Source organism: Streptococcus cristatus (assembly GCF_003944225.1).
GTDB lineage: Bacteria > Bacillota > Bacilli > Lactobacillales > Streptococcaceae > Streptococcus > Streptococcus cristatus_K.
In genome coordinates this window covers 69,533-87,580 of the sequence record NZ_RJPN01000005.1, presented here as the reverse complement: position 1 = coordinate 87,580, position 18,048 = coordinate 69,533, and the positions used below count along the sequence as shown (strand labels likewise).

The following is an 18,048-nucleotide window of genomic DNA, read 5'->3' as shown; positions in this document are numbered from 1 at the left end:
GAAACAAGGTATCAAGTAACCTCGCTGCTAAGCTTTTTATTATGGTCAATTAGCAATTAAAACTAGCAATCTCACTATCAAGTTTTTTCATATAGTAGCGATAGATCAGATAAGAGACAAGTCCACAAATCAAAATCAGCAGAAGGGAAAGGAGATAAAGTAACATGATCGGCAGGGAGTATGAAATCACATAGAGAACGCCAATCACGATAATCACTCCAATGGTAAAGGCTAGTGCCAATAGGGTCTTACCCATACTGTTATCTCGAGTCATCAGCTCGTTGACATTGGACCAGTTGGTCACCAAATGCTTATAATCCCGATGATAGCCCCAAGCGCTCCAAGCTAGGCTAGCCATAAACCAAACCAGCAGCATAACGAGAAACGTCACCAAATGAACATGGAAGATAAGACTAGTCACCAAAAGAAGAATCACTGGTAGAATGGACTGAATAGCAAAGAGATACCAAAATTTGAGACGAACATATTTTCTGAGCTCAAAAGGCAAAACCTTCAGATAATCAAAATTTTCCCGCTCCAAGGATAAACCAATAGAGGTCAGATTACTCCCACCCGAATTGAGGGTAGCGATAAACATAGATAGGAAGATAAGCGGAAGTAAAAATCGTGGAATCAAGAACGGGCTAACATCCAGACCTGCATTGATCGCCCCCATGACCATACTAAAAATGATGATGTAAGGTATCAGTGCCGACATAAAGAGAGCCTGCAAGATGACCGAACCTTCACTCAGCAGCCGAATGTGGTAGCGCCAGACGAATTTCTTAAAATTTTTGGCCTCGTCCATATTGATATCGTGCACCCGCTCGCGTTTGCCACTTGCTGCTCCTGTCATCAAGGCTGCTTCATAAAATTCTGGTATAACCTTGAACTTAACCACCAAGAAGAGCAGAACCACCACGGCAATCCAAGCTAGAATTCCTAAAATCGCAGTTAAGCTGAGAGGATTGATGATAAAGTCGTAAAAGGCTACAACTGGTGGAAAATAAGGTGTGGCTACTGTATTGCTGGCGATGCTACGACTGTTCATTTGATTGATAAAGATATAGAGACCTACCGAGCCTAGGGAAACTAGACCCAGAATCACATTGGATAGGATGGTCTTATACTTTCTAAAGAAAGCTGTCTTGGTGATAAAATGCACCAAAATCAAAATGACAAAAGTTATAACCGAGCTTAAAATGACAATCGAAATCAAGGCCATAGGCAGGCCGACTAAAGGATTTCCGCCTTGAAGACCTAGAACGATGAAATAGCTATACATGGGCAGAATTGCAATCAAGAGAGTCAGGACAACAGAGATGCTCTTTCCGACAATAATTTCTGACTCACTAAAGGCATAGGGCCGATAGGACTGCAAATCCTTGCTTTCATAAAAGACATTATAGAAAACGAGGAAGCCCTGCGACATAGAAAATACAGCAAATATGGAGACCATATTGGCAAAATGTCCTGGATTGCCCACCATGTGATTGAAAGCACTCATGATACCAAAGAAGAACAAGTAGACCAAACCCAAAATCAAATACATTCGAATAGCCTGCAGGGAGACATTGACTTTTACCTCTGGATTTTTTTCTTGCTTCTTGCGGTATTGTTGCAACTGCGATGCTTGAATCGCATAAAGAATATTGATATCAACTAATTTTTTAATCGCTTTAAGGCGCATCTGAACTCACCTCTTCTCTGCGGCCAGCCAGACCTAGATAGATGGTTTCGAGGGACTGGTCTGGATGCTGGGCTTTCAGGTCTTCAACCGTTCCGTAGAATATCAGCTCTCCTTTTTTGAGAATGGCAATCTTGTCGCATAGCTGCTCAGCCACTTCTAACACGTGGGTTGAAAACAGAACTGTATTGCCCTTGTTAGCATGCTCACGCATCATCTGCTTAAGATCAAAAGCTGCCTGAGGATCCAAGCCCGTTAAAGGCTCATCCAAGACCCAGATATCTGGATCGGACAAAAGGGCACCAATGACAAAGACCTTCTGCCGCATACCGTGTGAAAACGACTCAATTACTTCATAGCGATGACTAGCAAAGTCAAAGATAGCCAGCAGCTCACCCAAACGAGCTTCTACTTCTGCCGTGGTCATGTCGTAGGAAGTCGCCACTAGCTCCCAAAATTCATTGGCTGTTAGGCGCAAGAAAAGGTCAGGAGAATCAGCTACATAGCCGATTTTTTTCTTGATTTCTAGACGATTACTGGATAGTTCCTTGCCGTCCACAAAAATTTGTCCCTGTGTCGGATTGATGACACTGACCAAAGATTTAATGGTCGTTGACTTACCCGCTCCATTATGACCGATGAGACCGACAATCTCACCGCTTTCCAAGGTCAGGTTCAGGTGGTTAAGCGCCAGCTTGCCATCATAGTCTTTTGTAACATCTCTAAATTCAATCATGAGAAACTCCTTTACTATGTTTTAAGCTTATTATACTATCTTAAAACTTATTTGTCTTAAAATGAGCGAAAAAGTTCGGATTTTGCTTTAAAATAAGCCAGAACCATCCTTTAGACCTTGAAAGCTTGAGTATTTTCCAGCAGATAGAGTAAGAAATTAGGAATGGTTTCCAGCATGTCCTGCTCATAGACACGCTCAGTCAGCTGATGCAAATCTTTCCCCCATGGGCCTAGATTGATGCCGGGGATATGATTGGCCGCAATTTCTGGGAAATCCAGATGATAGAGATTCTCAGGAACAGGCATACTGGCAATCAGGTCCTGGTATTCAGCGGCAGGCTTCTCCAAGGCACAGTAACTAAGGTCACAGATTCCCATGAAGAATTCATCCACTTGGAGCTGACAACCAGCTTCCTTGTCCAGATAATCCCCATAAAGTTGAACGACCTTATCAATCATAATCGGACTATCTGACAAGCGGCGACAATTCATAGATGGATAGTAAGGCGGCGCGATCGCTAAGACAACCAAAGCTTCCTTACGGTCGTAGAAATCTAAAACCTTCTGGATATTTTGAATGCTGATTTCCTGATAGGAGGCACCCTCTTGCAGAGCCTGCTGTGCTTCTTCACAAATTTTCTTCAAGGTACCTTCAAAACCGATTTTTTCTTGGCATTCTTGCAGTAATTCCTGATAGGTCAGCACGCGCGGTTTCGCTACAAGCTTGCTTTCTTGATAGACTTTCTGAAGCTGACAGTAGTTTTGATAAAAGCCATCTACTGCTTCCTGACTGAGATTCTTTATGGTCGCCAGCAGCTCACTTGGACTCTTTTCTAGATAAAGGACGCTGAAATAGCCAGCAGCACGCAGCACTGTTGATACATCGTAATTTTCCTTCAAATCACGTAGATAAGACCAAGATGGCAGTGGCGAGCGTTCGCCGTTGGCCATGTCGGATAGAGCCGGATTGAGGTCAATTTTTTCAGCAACCTTGGCCAGCAAGGATAGCGCATTGATCCCCTTGAGTGGCTCTTTCATGTGCGAAAGGATACCCTGAGTCACGACAACTGGCATCAACTTGCCGACTGTTCCTACATGAAGCACCTTTTCCTCCGCTGACTGGCTCTCAAAAGGCTCAGAATCCACAGCCAGAAGGTAATGAAGTTGGAAGCGCTCCTTCAATTCAGCAAGCAAGGCTGTTGCTGCCCGCATGCCTTGGGAATAGGATTCCTCATCTCCGACCGACAGATAGAGCAAATTAACCTGACCAGACTGTATCTGACTGTATCTTTCCACCACTCCTAGCTGCAAGGCCAGAGCCGCTTTCATGTCGCAAGATCCCCGACCGAACTGCCATTTATCCGACGCAATATCTGCTAAAAGATCTGAATCTGAAGAAATGGAGGGTAATTTTTCTTTGAGGTACTGATTATCAAAAGCCCAGTCTTTGAGACTGCCAAAGTCCTCAATATCCACTGTATCATGATGATGAAAAAGAATAACGGTATCAGCCGTATCTCGCTTGACCAGAGCCCAGTTAACACTACGGCCATAAAAATCATTCGGAATCTGATAGTAGCCAAACAGCTCAGGATGCTCCTGAAAATAAGGAATCTCTCCTATCCGCTCCTGAAGAAAGGCTTCAATCTTCCGCTCAGAACTAGTATGGGTAAAACTTTCAATCGCCATACTTTGGTCAAAAATATCTTGAATATACTGTTTCATTCTTTCTACCTCTATATTGCTGGCACTTCTGACTTGCAGGCTATGGCCAGCTGAAAGACGATAAGGCAAAAGCAGCCAATCTTTACCTAGTCAGGAATGTTTGGCTGCTTTTATCTTGTAATGACTAACGACGAGAATATTTTTTAACAAGGCCAGACATGCCGAATGTGCTGACAAGAAGCACCAAGCCTAGATAGAACATTCCTTTTTCTGAATGGCTACCAGTTTTTGGCAAGGAAGCTGGAGCTTGTTGACTAGCCAATTGCTGCACATGGTCAGTCGTTCCTTGCTGCTCTTCTTTACGTCCAACCCTCGAATCGACTGACGGAGCTTCTTGTTGTGGCTCCTGTCTATCAAAGATATATTCTGGAACTTCTCTGATTTCTGGTGCAACTAGCTTTTTACCAAGAGTTTCAGGTAAGTTAGCATATTCCGTATCAAGGGCACTTGCTACATAATCAGCTTTTTGTGACCGACTAGATTCCACAGTCGGTACTAGCGCACTTATAGAATCCGTCTTGAAAGTCACCGCATATTGACGCTTAATCGTCAGGTCGCTAGGATCATAAGTATTGAAGACCAGAGCCAGCTTGTGGCCTTTTTTCACCATGTAAAGATTCGGCTGCAAATACATGGTATAATCATGGAATTGGCCGACTTTGGGCTTAATACTCTTTTCTGAACTAGACGGTGTATAGCTTGATTCTGGATTGGCTAAGTTTAGCCAGCCCTTAGCAATGACCTTGTATTTGGTTTTGGTTGTTGCAAAATTTTTAACATCCAGATTGCTGAGATTGCTCCCCATCCAGAAGTCACCAGCCTTGCTATCATCACTAGCAGCACCATTTCCAACAACATCAAACTCTTGGTCTGATACATCTACCAAGAGTGCATTGACCTGCAAGTTTTTGCTACTTCCCTTGGCCAAAGCTGCCTTGAAGTGAACTGGAATATGGCCTTTGATAGTCGTATCTTCTTTGACTTCTGTCATAAATGTCATGTTAGCCTTAGAAGATCCTTGACTGACAGTTTCATCTCGCTTGCTAGTGTCAATCCCAGCAGCCGCATAGTCACTGGAAATGGTTTCTTCTAGACGTTTGGACTTAGCTGTCAAAATCAAACGATTAGTGCTTTTCCAATTGTCATAGCTCGTCCATTTATTTGGATCGTAGTTATTTTGTGACAAAACAGCAGGAAGCTTGCTAACATCGTTCTTGACATCGTAAAGATAATGAGAGAACCAAGTATTGAGCAAGTCGTAGAAATCTTGATTGTTGGCTTTAATGCCATAACCTCGAGAGATAGCTGCTGGATGGACATGGTCTCCTTGGTGGAGGTAGAGTTTCACGTTTTGTCCCGCTTTTTTCAAGACATCATACATGAGCTCAAATTGTTTGGTTTTGACATTATCATCATTTAAGCCATGTACCAGCAGGGCACTAGTCTTTATCTTTCCTGAATTTAGGGTATAATCGCGTTCCCGCCAAACTTGGCTATAATTACGACCGTGAGCTTTTTGGTCCTTGTTTAGCTGATTGATGTAGTCAGCATACTTGTTCCAGATTGAAGCCCAATCGTCTTGATCAAGCATCCGAGTAGAAACGTAGAGTGACAGCCAAGACAGATCACTGTATGGCGGATTGCTGTAGGCTGTTCCTTGACTATTAAAATAATCATACCAGCTGGCAATTCCAGCAGCTGGAACGATGGTTCTCAGGCCTTCTACACCCGTTGTTGCCACACCGAAAGTTGTCGTACCGGCCCAAGATAGGCCAGTCATGCCGACTTTGCCATTGGCCCAGTCAGCCTTGATTTCAATATTGCTAGTTCTGTCTGTGTAGGCCGTCCGTTTACCGTTGACCCATTCGACAATATTTTTAAAGGCTTCTACTTCCAAATCAGATCCAGTTGTATTGAAGCCTTCTGAACCCTTAGTACCCAGACCAGCACTGGAAACAAAGGCATAGCCGCGCACTAGGAAGTAATCATACCAGTTCAAATTCTCGTAATCATGAATCCCTTCATAAGGGCTATAATAGTACCAATCTGACGCTTTGGCCTTCTTCGCCGCATCAATACTGCTCATGCTAGACACCGGTTGGCGCTTAGCAGGCTTATTGTACAAACTCTTCATATCATAAGAACCGTTTGTCGGCAGATTAAGACTTTCCAAGGTCACATAGTTTTCATCCAAAGTCCCTGCAACGTAAGGACGAGCTTCTAAAATTGTCGAAGCCTTAAAATCGCCTTGGGCTACTGCTTTCGGAAGTTGTACGATAGCCTTGACGAGGTCCCGCTTTCCATCTCCATCCGTATCATGATCTGTTTCAACATAAACAGGAAAACGGACGATATCGCTTTTCTCATACGAATAGTCTTTATCTTCCTTAGCTCCACTGCTGTATGGGAAAATTGGCTGCGCCCGACCATTCAAAAAGAGCGGTGCTTTCTTTTCGGCACGATAGGCATCATGCAGGCGCTTAGCAACTGCATACATGGCCTGCAGATTACTTCCCTGTACACGGGCTGTCAAATCAGCCTCTTTGTCAATCATTCCCATGCTCTTGGCTAGATTCGCCCTATCTTGGGCACTGGTACCTAGCTGAGATTCATTGACAGCTGCCCATTTCAGTAGCTCATCGACTGCTTCCTGCAGGGTCAGTTCCTTATCAGCTAAAGCTGGATTTGAAAGACTCCCCGTATAAGCAGACAGGTCTTGTCCTTTGGCACTAGCAGGCACAGCAGAAGGCACTAAGCTAGCATCTTGAGCCCAAGCTAAAGGTGGCGACTCCAATGATGAAGTAGGCTTTTCAGAGTCCACAACTGGTTTTTCAGCAGTGACCGATTCCTCTTCTTGCTTTTCTGGTCTTGCAGTAACCGACGATTCCTTGCTTTCAACCTCTAAAACTGCTGGCTGCTGGACTGAAGATACCGGTTCAGATGGCTTTGCGACAGCTTCTGTTTGAAGAATTTCCTTGCTTTCGACATTCGCCTGACTCGCCTCATCGGCTTGAACAACCCGGCCTAGGGCCAAAGGCGCAAATAACGAGACTGATAAGAGTAACCTAACTAGTCCTTTCTTTCTCATAAAGAACCCCTTTCCTTTTTTAAGTTTATTACCTGTCCATTATACTATGTAAACGTTTTAAATTCAATGCTAGTTTTAGCTCATCATCAAAAAATATAAAATTAACTTGTATAAACGTTTGTGTCATCATTCTTCTTTTGGTAAAATAGACCCATCCCAAGAATGTGAGGTATCTCGTATGGAAAATCAAACATTAATGCAATATTTTGAATGGTACTTACCAAATGATGGACAACATTGGAATCGCTTGGCGGAGGATGCTCCTCATCTAGCATCAAAAGGCATCCGCAAAATTTGGATGCCGCCAGCTTTCAAAGCAACAGGCTCAAATGATGTCGGCTATGGAGTTTATGATCTCTTCGACCTAGGCGAGTTTGACCAAAAAGGAACTGTCCGCACCAAATATGGTTTTAAGGAAGACTACCTAAATGCTATCCAAACTCTCAAAACCAATGGCATTGAACCCATGGCTGATGTAGTCCTCAATCACAAGGCAGCTGCGGATTACAAAGAGCGATTTACTGTCGTTGAAGTGGATCCTAACGACCGAACAAAGGTTTTGTCAGAACCTTTCGAAATCAAAGGCTGGACTAAGTTTGTCTTCCCAGGCCGCAATAAAACCTACAATGACTTTGAATGGCATTGGTACCACTTTACCGGTACGGACTATGATGCCAAAAACAACAAGTCAGGTATTTTCCTTATCCAAGGAGACAATAAAGGCTGGGCAGATGATGAGCTTGTGGATAATGAAAACGGCAACTATGACTATCTCATGTATGCCGATATTGACTTCAAGCATCCAGAGGTTATTCAAAACCTCTACGACTGGGTTTACTGGTTTATCGAAACAACAGGCGTTCAAGGATTTCGTTTAGATGCTGTTAAGCACATTGACTCCTTCTTCATGAGAAATTTTATCCGCGATATAACTGCAAAATACGGTGAGGATTTCTATGTCTTTGGGGAATTTTGGAATAGCGATGAGACGGCTAATAACGACTATCTAAAAAATATTGAATACCGCTTTGATCTTGTTGACGTCAAGCTCCACCATAATTTCTTTGACGCTAGCATAGCTGGGACAGACTTTGACCTACGGACGATTTTTGATCAGACGCTTGCCAAGAATCATCCTGAATCAGCCGTGACCTTCGTGGACAATCACGACACCCAGCGAGGTCAAGCTCTGGAGTCCACCGTCGAAGAATGGTTCAAGCCAGCAGCCTATGCTCTCATCCTGCTACGAGAGGAGGGACTGCCTTGCGTCTTTTATGGCGACTACTATGGTATTAGTGGAGAATTTGCTCAAGAGAGCTTCCAAGAAGTGCTGGACAAGCTCTTGGATATTCGTCTCAACCTAGCTTACGGCGAGCAGACTGACTACTTTGACGATGCCAACTGTATCGGCTGGACTCGCCAAGGAAAGGACGGTGGTCAACCAATCGCTGTTGTTGTCAGCAATGACCAAGCCAGCAGCAAAAGTATGCTGGTCGGTTCAGAATGGGCTGGTAAAGAATTCAGTGATTATCTGGGCAATAGCTCTCAAATCGTGACCATCGACGAAGAAGGCTGGGGAGAATTTCCAGTGGAGGAAAAGTCAGTCAGTGTCTGGTCTGTCAAATAATTTGTATATCCAAAACCGAGAGGGAATTTTTCCCTCTCGGTTTTCTCGTATTTCAAGCTCCTATAAAACTTGCTATTTTAGAAACTGCTTTATTTTTTCAGACAACTCATCACTGGCGTAATCATGCACATAATGAGGGCAGTCTAGTAGAATTAACTCTGTCTGTGAATGCGCTGCTGCAAAATCCTTCTGGAAGCTCTGCCATTCTCCCTGACTATAGCCAGTCCCTTGGCCATTTGAAGAAAAGAGCAAGATCGGCAGTTCAGGAAGCTTTTCCCTCGAAACTAGCTCAGCATTTTGTTTGACCTGGGTGACCTCTTCATAAACAGCATTTGCCAATGGGCGACGATAGAAAAGAGCCTTGTATACTTGCTTTTCTTCTGCTGTCAAATCACCAGACGCAAGAGCGGGAACCTGCTTGTCAGCATCATAAAATATCCGACTTAAGCCTAGATTAGCAGCCACTTGTAAGCCTTTATAAACCAATGGATAGAGACTCAAATCAGTATAAGAACTTGGCAAGGCCATATCCAGTCCGATAATGCCTTGGACTTCTTCTGGATATGTTGCAACCCAATGAAGCGCTTCTAGCCCAGCCATAGAGTGTGCTACCAAAGTATATGGGCCTGTGATTTCAGCCTTTTTCAAAGCCTGCCTCGTCTGGGCAAGTACCGTGTCAATATCTCTGCTATCCCCTTGGCTGTCCTCGCTAAAGCCATAACCTAAGCGCTCCACCACAACTATGCGATAATCTTGTTCCAATCTTGAATAGAGGGTCTTAAAGTCAAGAAAGGGGGACGTTGTGCCACCACCTGCCAAAAAGACCAGCGTCTGCTCTCCCTGACCAGTTACATAGACATTCATTTTTTTGCCATCTACTTGAACCAGCCGACCTGAGAGATTATCAAGCAATTTTTGCTCTTTAGTCAGGCAGATTTGATGATAAGTAAAGATTAAGACCAGAGCGCTGATGATTGTAAAAAGCAAACACAGAAAGAATTTCTTCAAATACCTGAACATCATAACTTTCCAAATATCTTTAAGCATCTACGAAGACTTAACCAATTGAACAAGAACAGCCATTCTGCTTCCCACAGGATACTCATATTTCTGCCTTTTATTCAAAGCTAAATGTCCTACTCTTACTCCACCAAGGCACTTCTCAGATAAGCATCCACCATACGCTCTGTCGCGACTACTGAATCAATATGCGTGCGCTCGTAAGAGTGGCTGGATTCAATACCGGCACCTAGCAGAGCATGCTTGACTTCTGCTCCTGCGCTCATAGCTGCAGAGGCGTCTGACCCGTAAAATGGATAGATGTCCAGTTTGTAAGGAATGTCCTGCTTCTTGGCTAAATTTACCAAATGCTGGCGGAAGCCATAGTGATAAGGGCCTGAAGCGTCCTTAACACAGATGGAAACTGTGTACTCATCTGTTTGCTGGTCGTCACCCATAGCCCCCATATCAACCGCCAAATACTCTACCGCTTGCTCAGGCAGGCTGGAATTAGCCCCGTGGCCGACTTCCTCAAAGACGCTAAAAGCAAAATGAGTCGTCACTGGCAGCTGAATCTTTTCCTCTTTGTAGACGCGCAAAAGATTGAGCAAAATAGCTGCGCTGACCTTGTCATCCAGAAAGCGAGACTTGATAAAGCCTGACTTGGTAACTGTGGTACGCGGATCGAAGGAAATAAAATCGCCGACTTCGATTCCTAAATTCCGCGTTTCTTTCTCACTTGTCACCTTTTCATCCAAACGGACTTCCATATTGTCCTGAGTACGTTCAACCGTCCCAGCGTCCTTATAGACATGGCAGGAAGTCTGGTGAACTAGGATAGTACCGCTGATAGTCTTGCCACTGCTGGCCACATGGACCAGACAGTTTTCTCCTTCAATCATGTTCCAAGGGAAACCGCCAATCCGATCCAGCTTGAGGCGACCGTCAGACTTGACCGCACGTACAATAGCTCCAAGGGTGTCCACATGGGCCGTCACGACTCGATGCTGGGCATCATTTTCTCCCTTAACCACGACATGAACGCCGCCTTTATTGGTCCGAACAGGCTCATAGCCCATTTCTTCCAGCGTTTTTACCAGATAATCCGCCACCTCAGCTGTAAAGCCTGTTGGAGAAGGGATAGCCGTTAATTCTTGTAAATATTGAACAGTTTGATTCATCATAACTCCTTTAGATCATTTATACTGTCAATTATAGCATAAATCCTCTGTCAAATATCGTCCTGACTGGCTCTTTTCTCCTGATTTTAGATTGATTTAGCAAAGTCTTCGATGAAATTTGAAAATCTATACAAAAATACTCTTCTCCAAGCATGTATCAATCTTAGAGAAGAGGATGCTTTATTTTATTCTAAAATAGGGAGAAGACTACTACTGCAAGGACGGCACCGATGATTGGTCCGACAACTGGGATCCAAGCATAGCTCCAATCGCCATTTCCTTTATTCGGAATCGGAAGAAGACTGTGCATGATGCGAGGTCCTAAGTCACGAGCCGGATTGAGGGCATAACCAGTCGTTCCACCAAGTGAGAGGCCAATCCCGACAATGAGTGTTCCGACTGCAAAAGTGCCAATGCCTGCTTGCAGCTTATAAAGTCCTAGAGCGAAGATAGTCAGTACAAGGACAAAAGTTCCAAGGATTTCGCTAATCAGGTTCGAGAAGGTGTCTTTGATAGCTGGGCCAGTGCTGAATGTCCCAAGGATATTAGCCGGATTTTCTTCAGCCAGATAGTGAGGTTTGAACTGTAGGAAGACGAGGAACTGTCCGACCATAGCACCTGCAAACTGAGCAAGGACGTAAGGAAGAACAGATGTCCAAGGCAAATCACCTTTGAGAGCTACTCCGATAGTTAGGGCTGGGTTCAGATGGGCTGGTCCAAGGTTGCCGGATACAAAAGCAGCGATGGCAACGGCAATCCCCCATCCCATGGTAATCACAATCCAGCCAGAATTGTGACTCTTAGTTTTGGGAAGCACCACGCCTGCAACGACGCCATTCCCCAAAAGGAGCAAGAGCAGGGTCCCTAAAAATTCACCAAATATTTCTTTCATCATCTATATTACTCCATTTAAAAGAAGGGGGGGGTTAGACAGGAGAACTGATCCGCCACCTCTTCTTCTATTTTCTATTTTTTCAATTCGGCTAAATCGTTATTTGCAAGGGCAGCTTGTACATCATCGCGATAAACTGCTTTTTCTTCTTCTGTCCAGTCGTAGAATCGACCCATTTCATCCAGAACGGGCTCTACAATCGCATCTAAACTATCACGCATAAAGAGCATGTGGTTTGTCCGGCGAAGGAGGAAGTCCACTGGGCTGAGTGCCAACTCATTGCGCATCGCATAGTGGAGTGACAAGGTATCCGCTAGACTAAGTCCTGGCGCTTGCTCGATGCTGTGAGCGAGAGCAAAGACCTTAGGAGCATTGGAACCATAAAGGTTTGCAAGATAGAAGGCTTCTTTGCTGTCCAATCCACGTGATACACCGAGTTGCGCAAAGGCTTCGATTTCGGAATCCACATTTGCTGGATTGAGCTCTCCGCCTGAAACAGGGTAGGTCTTAGAGTTGATGAGCTTGAAGCTACGGTCGAATTCTGCTTTGAGGATTTCAACGACACGCTCCATAGCGCCTTCAGCCATCTTACGATAGTCCGTAATCTTACCACCAGCAAGGGTCAAGAGGCCATTGTTATCGCGTTCTAAGCTTGAACCGCGAGACACGGCAGATGGATCCAAGTGTTTTTCAGAAGTGCTGCTTTCGAGTTTGGTAACAGCCGCTTCGACATCCTCACGAGATTTTTCTTTAGCCAAATAGCTCTCAACAGTCGCAATCAGTGCATTGAAGCTTTCGTCACTAATGGTTCCGTTATTTCCGCCGTTGTAGTCAGACGCGCTGTTTCCTGCGATCAGAGGACGCAGACCTGCCCAGCTGCTTTCGATATCGTCAATCGCGATGTTGGCTTCTGGGAAGCGATTATTGACAATACCCAAGAGGTAATCCACATCTTCTTGTGTTACTTTTGGATGCTCTAGGTCGCCAGTGTAGTCGGTGTCAGTCGTACCAAAGTAGGTTTTATTTTCACGCGGAAGGACAAAGACCATCCGGCCGTCTCCCAAGCCTGTATCAAAGTAGACTGGCTGAGAAACCTTGATCTTGCTAGAGTCAACTACTAAGTGAACTCCCTTGGTTGGACGCATTTGTGAGTATTGCTCACCATCATTTGACAGATTGCGCACCTTGTCACTCCAAGGTCCAGTTGTGTTGATGACTAGGCGAGCCTTGATTTCAAAGACTTCATCTGTCAAGAGGTCACGCGCAACAACGCCCGTAATCTTTCCAGCTTCATCAAAGAGGAAGCCTTCTGCCTTGACGTGGTTGGCAATGAGGGCACCGTCTTGGTTGGCGCGTTTTATATTTTCAATCACGAGGCGTGCGTCGTTGTTGCGGAAGTCAAGATAGACACCGCCGCCGACCAGGCCTTCCTCCTTGAGTTCAGGTTCCCGTTCTAGCACTTCTTCCTTACTCAAGACCTTGTTGGCAGCAGGAGTGTTGTTAACACCAGCCAAGAGGTCATAGAGATCCATAGCCACTTTGAGACGGAAGAGACTGAAAGTAGCGCCCTCTTCTTCGTAGACAGGAAGTAACATTGGATCTGGTTTTGGAATATGAGGGGCAATTTGCTGTACCACAGCACGCTCAGAAACTGTATCTGACACCACCTCTACGTCGAATTGCTTAAGATAACGAAGGCCACCATGGACCAATTTGGTAGAACGACTAGAAGTCCCTTCTGCAAAGTCCTGCATTTCAATCAGACCGGTCTCCAGTCCACTAGCTGCCGCTTGCAAGGCTACCCCAGCACCGGTAATCCCACCACCAATAATCAGAAGGTCCAAGGTGCGTTCCTGCATTTTTTTTATCGATAATTCACGTGTTTTCTTTGAAAATTCCATAATTACACACTTTCTAACTTAGTCATTTCATGCTTCTACTGACTTGATTATCAAAATATGAATCAGTATTAGTCGTCGATTTCTGCAAAGACTTGAGTTGCCTTAACGGCTTTTTTCCATCCTTTGTAGAGTTGTTCCTTGCGGGATTCGTTCATCGATGGCTCAAAGAGTTCTCCAGTTTCATTGAGAGTGCGGAGTTCGTCTAAGTCTTTCCAGTAGCCTACTGACAGTCCTGCTAGGAAGGCTGCCCCGAGAGCAGTCGTTTCTAAGTTTTTAGCACGGGCAATATCGATTCCCAGAATGTCAGCCTGGAACTGCATGAGGAAGTTATTCATAGCAGCACCGCCGTCGACTTTGAGGACTTGAATAGCAGTCTTGGCGTCCACCTGCATGGTGTCGATGATGTCACGTACTTGGTAAGCGATGGATTGCAGAGTAGCCTTGATGAAGTCTTCCTTGCTAGTTCCGCGGGTCAAGCCGAAGACAGAACCACGTGCATTTTGATCCCAATACGGAGCGCCCAGACCTGTAAAGGCAGGTACGACATAGACTTCGTCGTTATTGTGAGAATCACGAGCATATTTTTCAGATTCTGGTGAGCTCTCCACCATCCGAAGACCGTCGCGCAGCCATTGAATGGCACTTCCTGCGATGAAGATAGAACCTTCTAAAGCATAGTAAACTTTTCCGTTAATACCGTAGCCAATGGTTGTCAAGAGGTTGTTTTCAGACAGCTGCATCTCTTCACCAGTATTCATGATGATGAAAGAACCAGTTCCATAAGTATTCTTGACCATACCAGGCTCAAAGGCTAACTGTCCAAAGAGAGCAGCCTGTTGGTCCCCAGCCATACCTGAGATTGGCACTTCCCCACCGTAGAAATGGAAGGCTGCTGTTTTACCATAGATTTCTGAGTTAGAACGAACTTCTGGAAGCATAGCTTTTGGAATGTTAAGGATTTCCAAAATCTCATCGTCCCATTTAAGATCCTTTATGTTATAGAGCATGGTACGGGCTGCATTTGAGTAGTCGGTCACATGAGCCGCGCCGTCGGTCAATTTCCAAACCAACCAAGTATCAATGGTACCAAAGAGCAATTCGCCCTTTTCAGCTCTTTCTTGCGCTCCCTCTACATGGTCCAAAATCCAGCGAACCTTGGTAGCAGAGAAATAAGCATCAATAATCAAACCAGTCTTTTCATGGAATTTTTCCACATAGCCTTGGCTTTTCAGCTGTTCAGCCAGAGGAGCTGTCTGACGAGACTGCCAAACGATAGCATTGTAGATAGGAAGTCCAGTATTCTTATCCCAGACAACAGTTGTTTCACGTTGGTTGGTAATCCCGATGGCTTCGATTTGACTTGGTTTCACGCCACTTTCGATAAAGGCTCCAGCGATTACTGACTGAACAGAGTTCCAAATTTCATTGGCATTGTGCTCAACCCAACCTGCTTGAGGGAAAATCTGAGTGAATTCTTTTTGGCTAGAGCTGACCTTCTCTCCCTTTTTGTTAAAGATGATGGCGCGGGAACTAGTTGTTCCTTGGTCGATGGCCATGATGTATTTTTCTTGTGACATGTACTGTCCTCCTGGTTAAAGTCTTGAGGAGATTTCCTCTTTACAGTAACTAGTATATAAAATAAAGCGCTTTCTTGTTCATCAATTTTTTTAAAATTTTAAAAAAATTTGAGGAGATTGTGTGAAAATCACAAAGAAACCTAGATTTCTCCAGGTTTCTTAATGAAATATCATGTGACGGATTTGAGCCAAATCTTCCAAATCCAAGTCATTTTTTAAATAATAAACGGGAATCTGCTGGGTCTGATGAATAGGATTATTGGTGATAATGAGGTCATAATTTTTAACTGGGTCGTAGGCTTCAATGCTAATAAAACGATTGTACTCTAAATAGCGTCTTAAAATGGCTGTCATCCTAGAAACAACGATAAAGCTATCCGTCAAGTCCATGCCTATCTTGATGACTTGGCCGTCATTTTCAGCAATGTACTCCATCAGCTGGAGCCATTCCCACAAAACTTTCTTATCCAGAGATGTTCCCTGCTGAAAAATAGGCAGTTTGCTAAAAATAGTGTCTGCCACTTGTCGATAATCGTCTTCGCTCCATAAGTAAGGATGGCGCAATTCCAGATCATGCTTGTATTTGTCTTGCAAGAGATAGCCTCGGAAAAGAAAGACGCTGGCACAGAGCTGACTGAGTTCGTAGGTCACTTGGTCTTCGATGTAGTCACCTAGTAAGTCCTGAGACTTCATCTCTTGAATCAGTTGCGTAATCAGGCTGGCAATTTCACCGCCAAAGCCCAGGATATACTCCATGGTGTGCAGAGGTAAAATCCGATGAGAAAGCAGAAATGAAAAGAAAATCATCATTTCCCCGTCTTCCTGGCTCAGAGTGATGTGCTGTCCGGCAAAGAAATCATTTGTTCTGCGATGCAAGCGCTGGTAGAAGATATTTTCAAAATAGCCCTGCATCTTCTGCTCAATGTTCTGGAATTGGCAGGCATTGACCCGCAGACGCTGTTGGGTGATATGCGCCCAAAGGGCCAAGTCCAATCGCTGCCCTTGCGAGAGCTGGGCTCCGCAGAGTTCTTCTAAGACAGCAACTTCCTGCCTTCTTTCTGATTTTTGAAGTTCCTTTCCCCAATCTTGATTGGACCAGACCTTGCGAAGGAGGCAGAAATAAAAATAGCGGATCTGGTGCTCAGGCCCTTTCAAGCGACCATTTTGGATAGAAATATCAAACTCTGATAAAATCTGATTTAGACCAGCTATATGGCGCCCGAGGGTCGCTTCGCTAATCATAAGTTCTTGTGCTAACTGGTGAGCTAAAAACTGCTGGTGATAGAGCAAGTAGTTTAAAATCTGGTATTTGACAGCATTGCCCAAAAAGAGTCTGCGAATGTCCCGTCCCTTGGTATCCGGTCCAACAGACAGACTGAACGTTTCGGCTTGAAGCTGGATGGATAAGGCTGCATGATGGTCCGCAGCCTTGTCGTTAATCAAGCTAATGTACTTGGTCAAAGTTGCTTTCGAGAAACCGGTTTCATACATAACGTCCTTCAAACTGGATGTAGAATGCTGCTGTAAATAAGACAGGACAATAAACTGCCCCGCTTCACTCTTTTCCATTAAGTCTGCTAGATACATTCGAAAACCCTTTCAGTTTACTAATCTTAGCTTAACACAAAAAGAAAAAAAGACGAAGCAATCTGCTTCATCTGCTACATCTTTCTAAGACTAAACAAAAAGGAAACCTGAACCAGCATAATAACAGCTAAACCATCAATCACCATGTGAGCGAGGATACAAGGAGAGAGGCTCTGTACTACTCCCATCTGGAAAAAAAACAAAGGATAACTTGCCCTATTAAAAGATCATCAAGGAGGCAATCAATGCATACCAGATAGCGACTGATTATTTTGAAATAAATTTTGTCATTTTTCCTCCCTTACATACTTCTTTCTTGCAATGATGATGGCTAAACTGACAATAAGTAATTTACTGACTACAGAAAGCCATATATCTTCATTCACTAAAATCTGAGACAAGGAATTGATCCAAGCATGAGTCATGACACAAATCCATAAGTTTTGTGTTTTATGATACAAAGCCGATAAGATAAAACAGTTGGTTAGTAGACCTACTAGAAAAGGGAGTAACTGAATGACACCGAAAGAACCTTCAATGTAGAAGTAAAAAAGATGCCAGCTAGACCAGGCTAAAAAAGTAATAAGAGTAGCTGATAGATAAGGTATTTTTTCCTGCAAGGTCGGCTGAAAGAAATAACGCCAGCCAATTTCTTCAACTCCGCCAAAAAGAAGAGCCTTGAAAAAGAGCGCCACTGGTAAGAGCAACGATTGAGTATTTATCTTACCACCTAAGATAAATGGAAAAAAGTCTAGAACTAAGAAAATTAAGACCAAACAATAATTAGCTAGACTATCTTTGACTTGAAAAAAATCTTTTAAAAGTTTTTTGAAACTAGATTGATGGTAGCCAATACTGGCAAGACTGCCCCAAAAAGCAGATGATAAGCCACCTAAAACAATAGCAATTATTCCAATTGTTGACGTAAAATCAACTTTCATTCTTCCTGCCCTTAAAAACCAAACTAGGAGACTCACTAGCATTAGTTGAGCAAAGGTACCTAGCAAATAAATAGACAGTGCTTGCTTTCTATTCATATCATAATTCCT

At 44.1% G+C, this 18,048-nt stretch carries 12 protein-coding genes; 1 reads left to right on the top strand and 11 read right to left on the bottom strand.

The genetic code is table 11. The features are described 5' to 3' along the window. Positions 1 to 49: 49 nt before the first annotated feature. From D8797_RS06605 to D8797_RS06590, 4 genes are all read right to left on the bottom strand, one after another. Positions 50 to 1,690 (bottom strand): hypothetical protein, encoded by a 1,641-nt coding sequence (locus D8797_RS06605; protein ID WP_125379747.1) that lies wholly within the window; start codon positions 1,688 to 1,690, stop codon positions 50 to 52. Beyond that, positions 1,680 to 2,423, bottom strand: coding sequence for an ABC transporter ATP-binding protein (locus tag D8797_RS06600; protein ID WP_045497015.1), 744 nt, complete (start codon positions 2,421 to 2,423; stop codon positions 1,680 to 1,682). The genes D8797_RS06605 and D8797_RS06600 overlap by 11 nt, the downstream gene beginning before the upstream one ends. Before the next feature lie 110 nt (positions 2,424 to 2,533). Further along, a complete protein-coding gene (locus D8797_RS06595; RefSeq protein WP_125379746.1) occupies positions 2,534 to 4,147 on the bottom strand; it encodes a M20/M25/M40 family metallo-hydrolase in 1,614 nt (537 codons plus the stop codon). Between the two features lie 124 nt (positions 4,148 to 4,271). Further along, a complete protein-coding gene (locus D8797_RS06590; protein WP_125379745.1) occupies positions 4,272 to 7,235 on the bottom strand; it encodes a CocE/NonD family hydrolase in 2,964 nt (987 codons plus the stop codon). A 178-nt stretch (positions 7,236 to 7,413) separates the two neighbouring features. Between D8797_RS06590 and D8797_RS06585 the strand changes: the two genes are divergently transcribed. Then, entirely contained in the window at positions 7,414 to 8,862 is a 1,449-nt protein-coding gene (locus D8797_RS06585) for an alpha-amylase (protein ID WP_125379744.1), read from the top strand. 72 nt (positions 8,863 to 8,934) lie between these two features. Here the strand turns inward: D8797_RS06585 and D8797_RS06580 are convergent, their stop codons facing one another. The 7 genes from D8797_RS06580 to D8797_RS06550 form a co-directional block, all read right to left on the bottom strand. Then, a complete protein-coding gene (locus tag D8797_RS06580) occupies positions 8,935 to 9,885 on the bottom strand; it encodes an alpha/beta hydrolase (protein WP_260471216.1) in 951 nt (316 codons plus the stop codon). A 119-nt stretch (positions 9,886 to 10,004) separates the two neighbouring features. Beyond that, the gene (locus tag D8797_RS06575; protein WP_125379771.1) at positions 10,005 to 11,042 is read right to left on the bottom strand and encodes a M42 family metallopeptidase; all 1,038 of its coding nucleotides are present in this window, start codon (positions 11,040 to 11,042) and stop codon (positions 10,005 to 10,007) included. 190 nt (positions 11,043 to 11,232) lie between these two features. Beyond that, on the bottom strand, positions 11,233 to 11,937 hold the full coding sequence (locus D8797_RS06570) for an MIP/aquaporin family protein (protein WP_125379742.1): 705 nt from the start codon (positions 11,935 to 11,937) through the stop codon (positions 11,233 to 11,235). 71 nt (positions 11,938 to 12,008) lie between these two features. Continuing rightward, positions 12,009 to 13,835 carry a type 1 glycerol-3-phosphate oxidase gene (gene glpO, locus D8797_RS06565; protein ID WP_125379741.1) on the bottom strand — a complete coding sequence of 609 codons (1,827 nt, stop codon included), beginning with the start codon at positions 13,833 to 13,835 and terminating at the stop codon, positions 12,009 to 12,011. A gap of 68 nt (positions 13,836 to 13,903) precedes the next feature. Next, entirely contained in the window at positions 13,904 to 15,412 is a 1,509-nt protein-coding gene (gene glpK, locus D8797_RS06560) for a glycerol kinase GlpK (RefSeq protein WP_125379740.1), read from the bottom strand. A 159-nt stretch (positions 15,413 to 15,571) separates the two neighbouring features. Next, positions 15,572 to 16,999, bottom strand: a complete 1,428-nt coding sequence (locus D8797_RS06555; RefSeq protein WP_125379739.1) for an AcpB/EbpR/MafR family transcriptional regulator — start codon at positions 16,997 to 16,999, stop codon at positions 15,572 to 15,574. A gap of 287 nt (positions 17,000 to 17,286) precedes the next feature. Then, positions 17,287 to 18,036, bottom strand: coding sequence for a CPBP family intramembrane glutamic endopeptidase (locus D8797_RS06550; protein WP_125379738.1), 750 nt, complete (start codon positions 18,034 to 18,036; stop codon positions 17,287 to 17,289). Positions 18,037 to 18,048 lie beyond the last annotated feature (12 nt).

Excerpts from the sequence above, each read along its gene's own strand:
- glpO (WP_125379741.1), bottom strand. The coding sequence starts at position 13,835 with ATGGAATTTTCAAAGAAAACACGTGAATTATCGATAAAAAAAATGCAG.
- D8797_RS06595 (WP_125379746.1), bottom strand. The coding sequence starts at position 4,147 with ATGAAACAGTATATTCAAGATATTTTTGACCAAAGTATGGCGATTGAA.
- D8797_RS06550 (WP_125379738.1), bottom strand. The coding sequence starts at position 18,036 with ATGAATAGAAAGCAAGCACTGTCTATTTATTTGCTAGGTACCTTTGCT.
- D8797_RS06585 (WP_125379744.1), top strand. The coding sequence starts at position 7,414 with ATGGAAAATCAAACATTAATGCAATATTTTGAATGGTACTTACCAAAT.
- D8797_RS06605 (WP_125379747.1), bottom strand. The coding sequence starts at position 1,690 with ATGCGCCTTAAAGCGATTAAAAAATTAGTTGATATCAATATTCTTTAT.
- D8797_RS06580 (WP_260471216.1), bottom strand. The coding sequence starts at position 9,885 with ATGATGTTCAGGTATTTGAAGAAATTCTTTCTGTGTTTGCTTTTTACA.
- D8797_RS06570 (WP_125379742.1), bottom strand. The coding sequence starts at position 11,937 with ATGATGAAAGAAATATTTGGTGAATTTTTAGGGACCCTGCTCTTGCTC.
- glpK (WP_125379740.1), bottom strand. The coding sequence starts at position 15,412 with ATGTCACAAGAAAAATACATCATGGCCATCGACCAAGGAACAACTAGT.
- D8797_RS06555 (WP_125379739.1), bottom strand. The coding sequence starts at position 16,999 with ATGTATCTAGCAGACTTAATGGAAAAGAGTGAAGCGGGGCAGTTTATT.
- D8797_RS06590 (WP_125379745.1), bottom strand. The coding sequence starts at position 7,235 with ATGAGAAAGAAAGGACTAGTTAGGTTACTCTTATCAGTCTCGTTATTT.
- D8797_RS06600 (WP_045497015.1), bottom strand. The coding sequence starts at position 2,423 with ATGATTGAATTTAGAGATGTTACAAAAGACTATGATGGCAAGCTGGCG.
- D8797_RS06575 (WP_125379771.1), bottom strand. The coding sequence starts at position 11,042 with ATGAATCAAACTGTTCAATATTTACAAGAATTAACGGCTATCCCTTCT.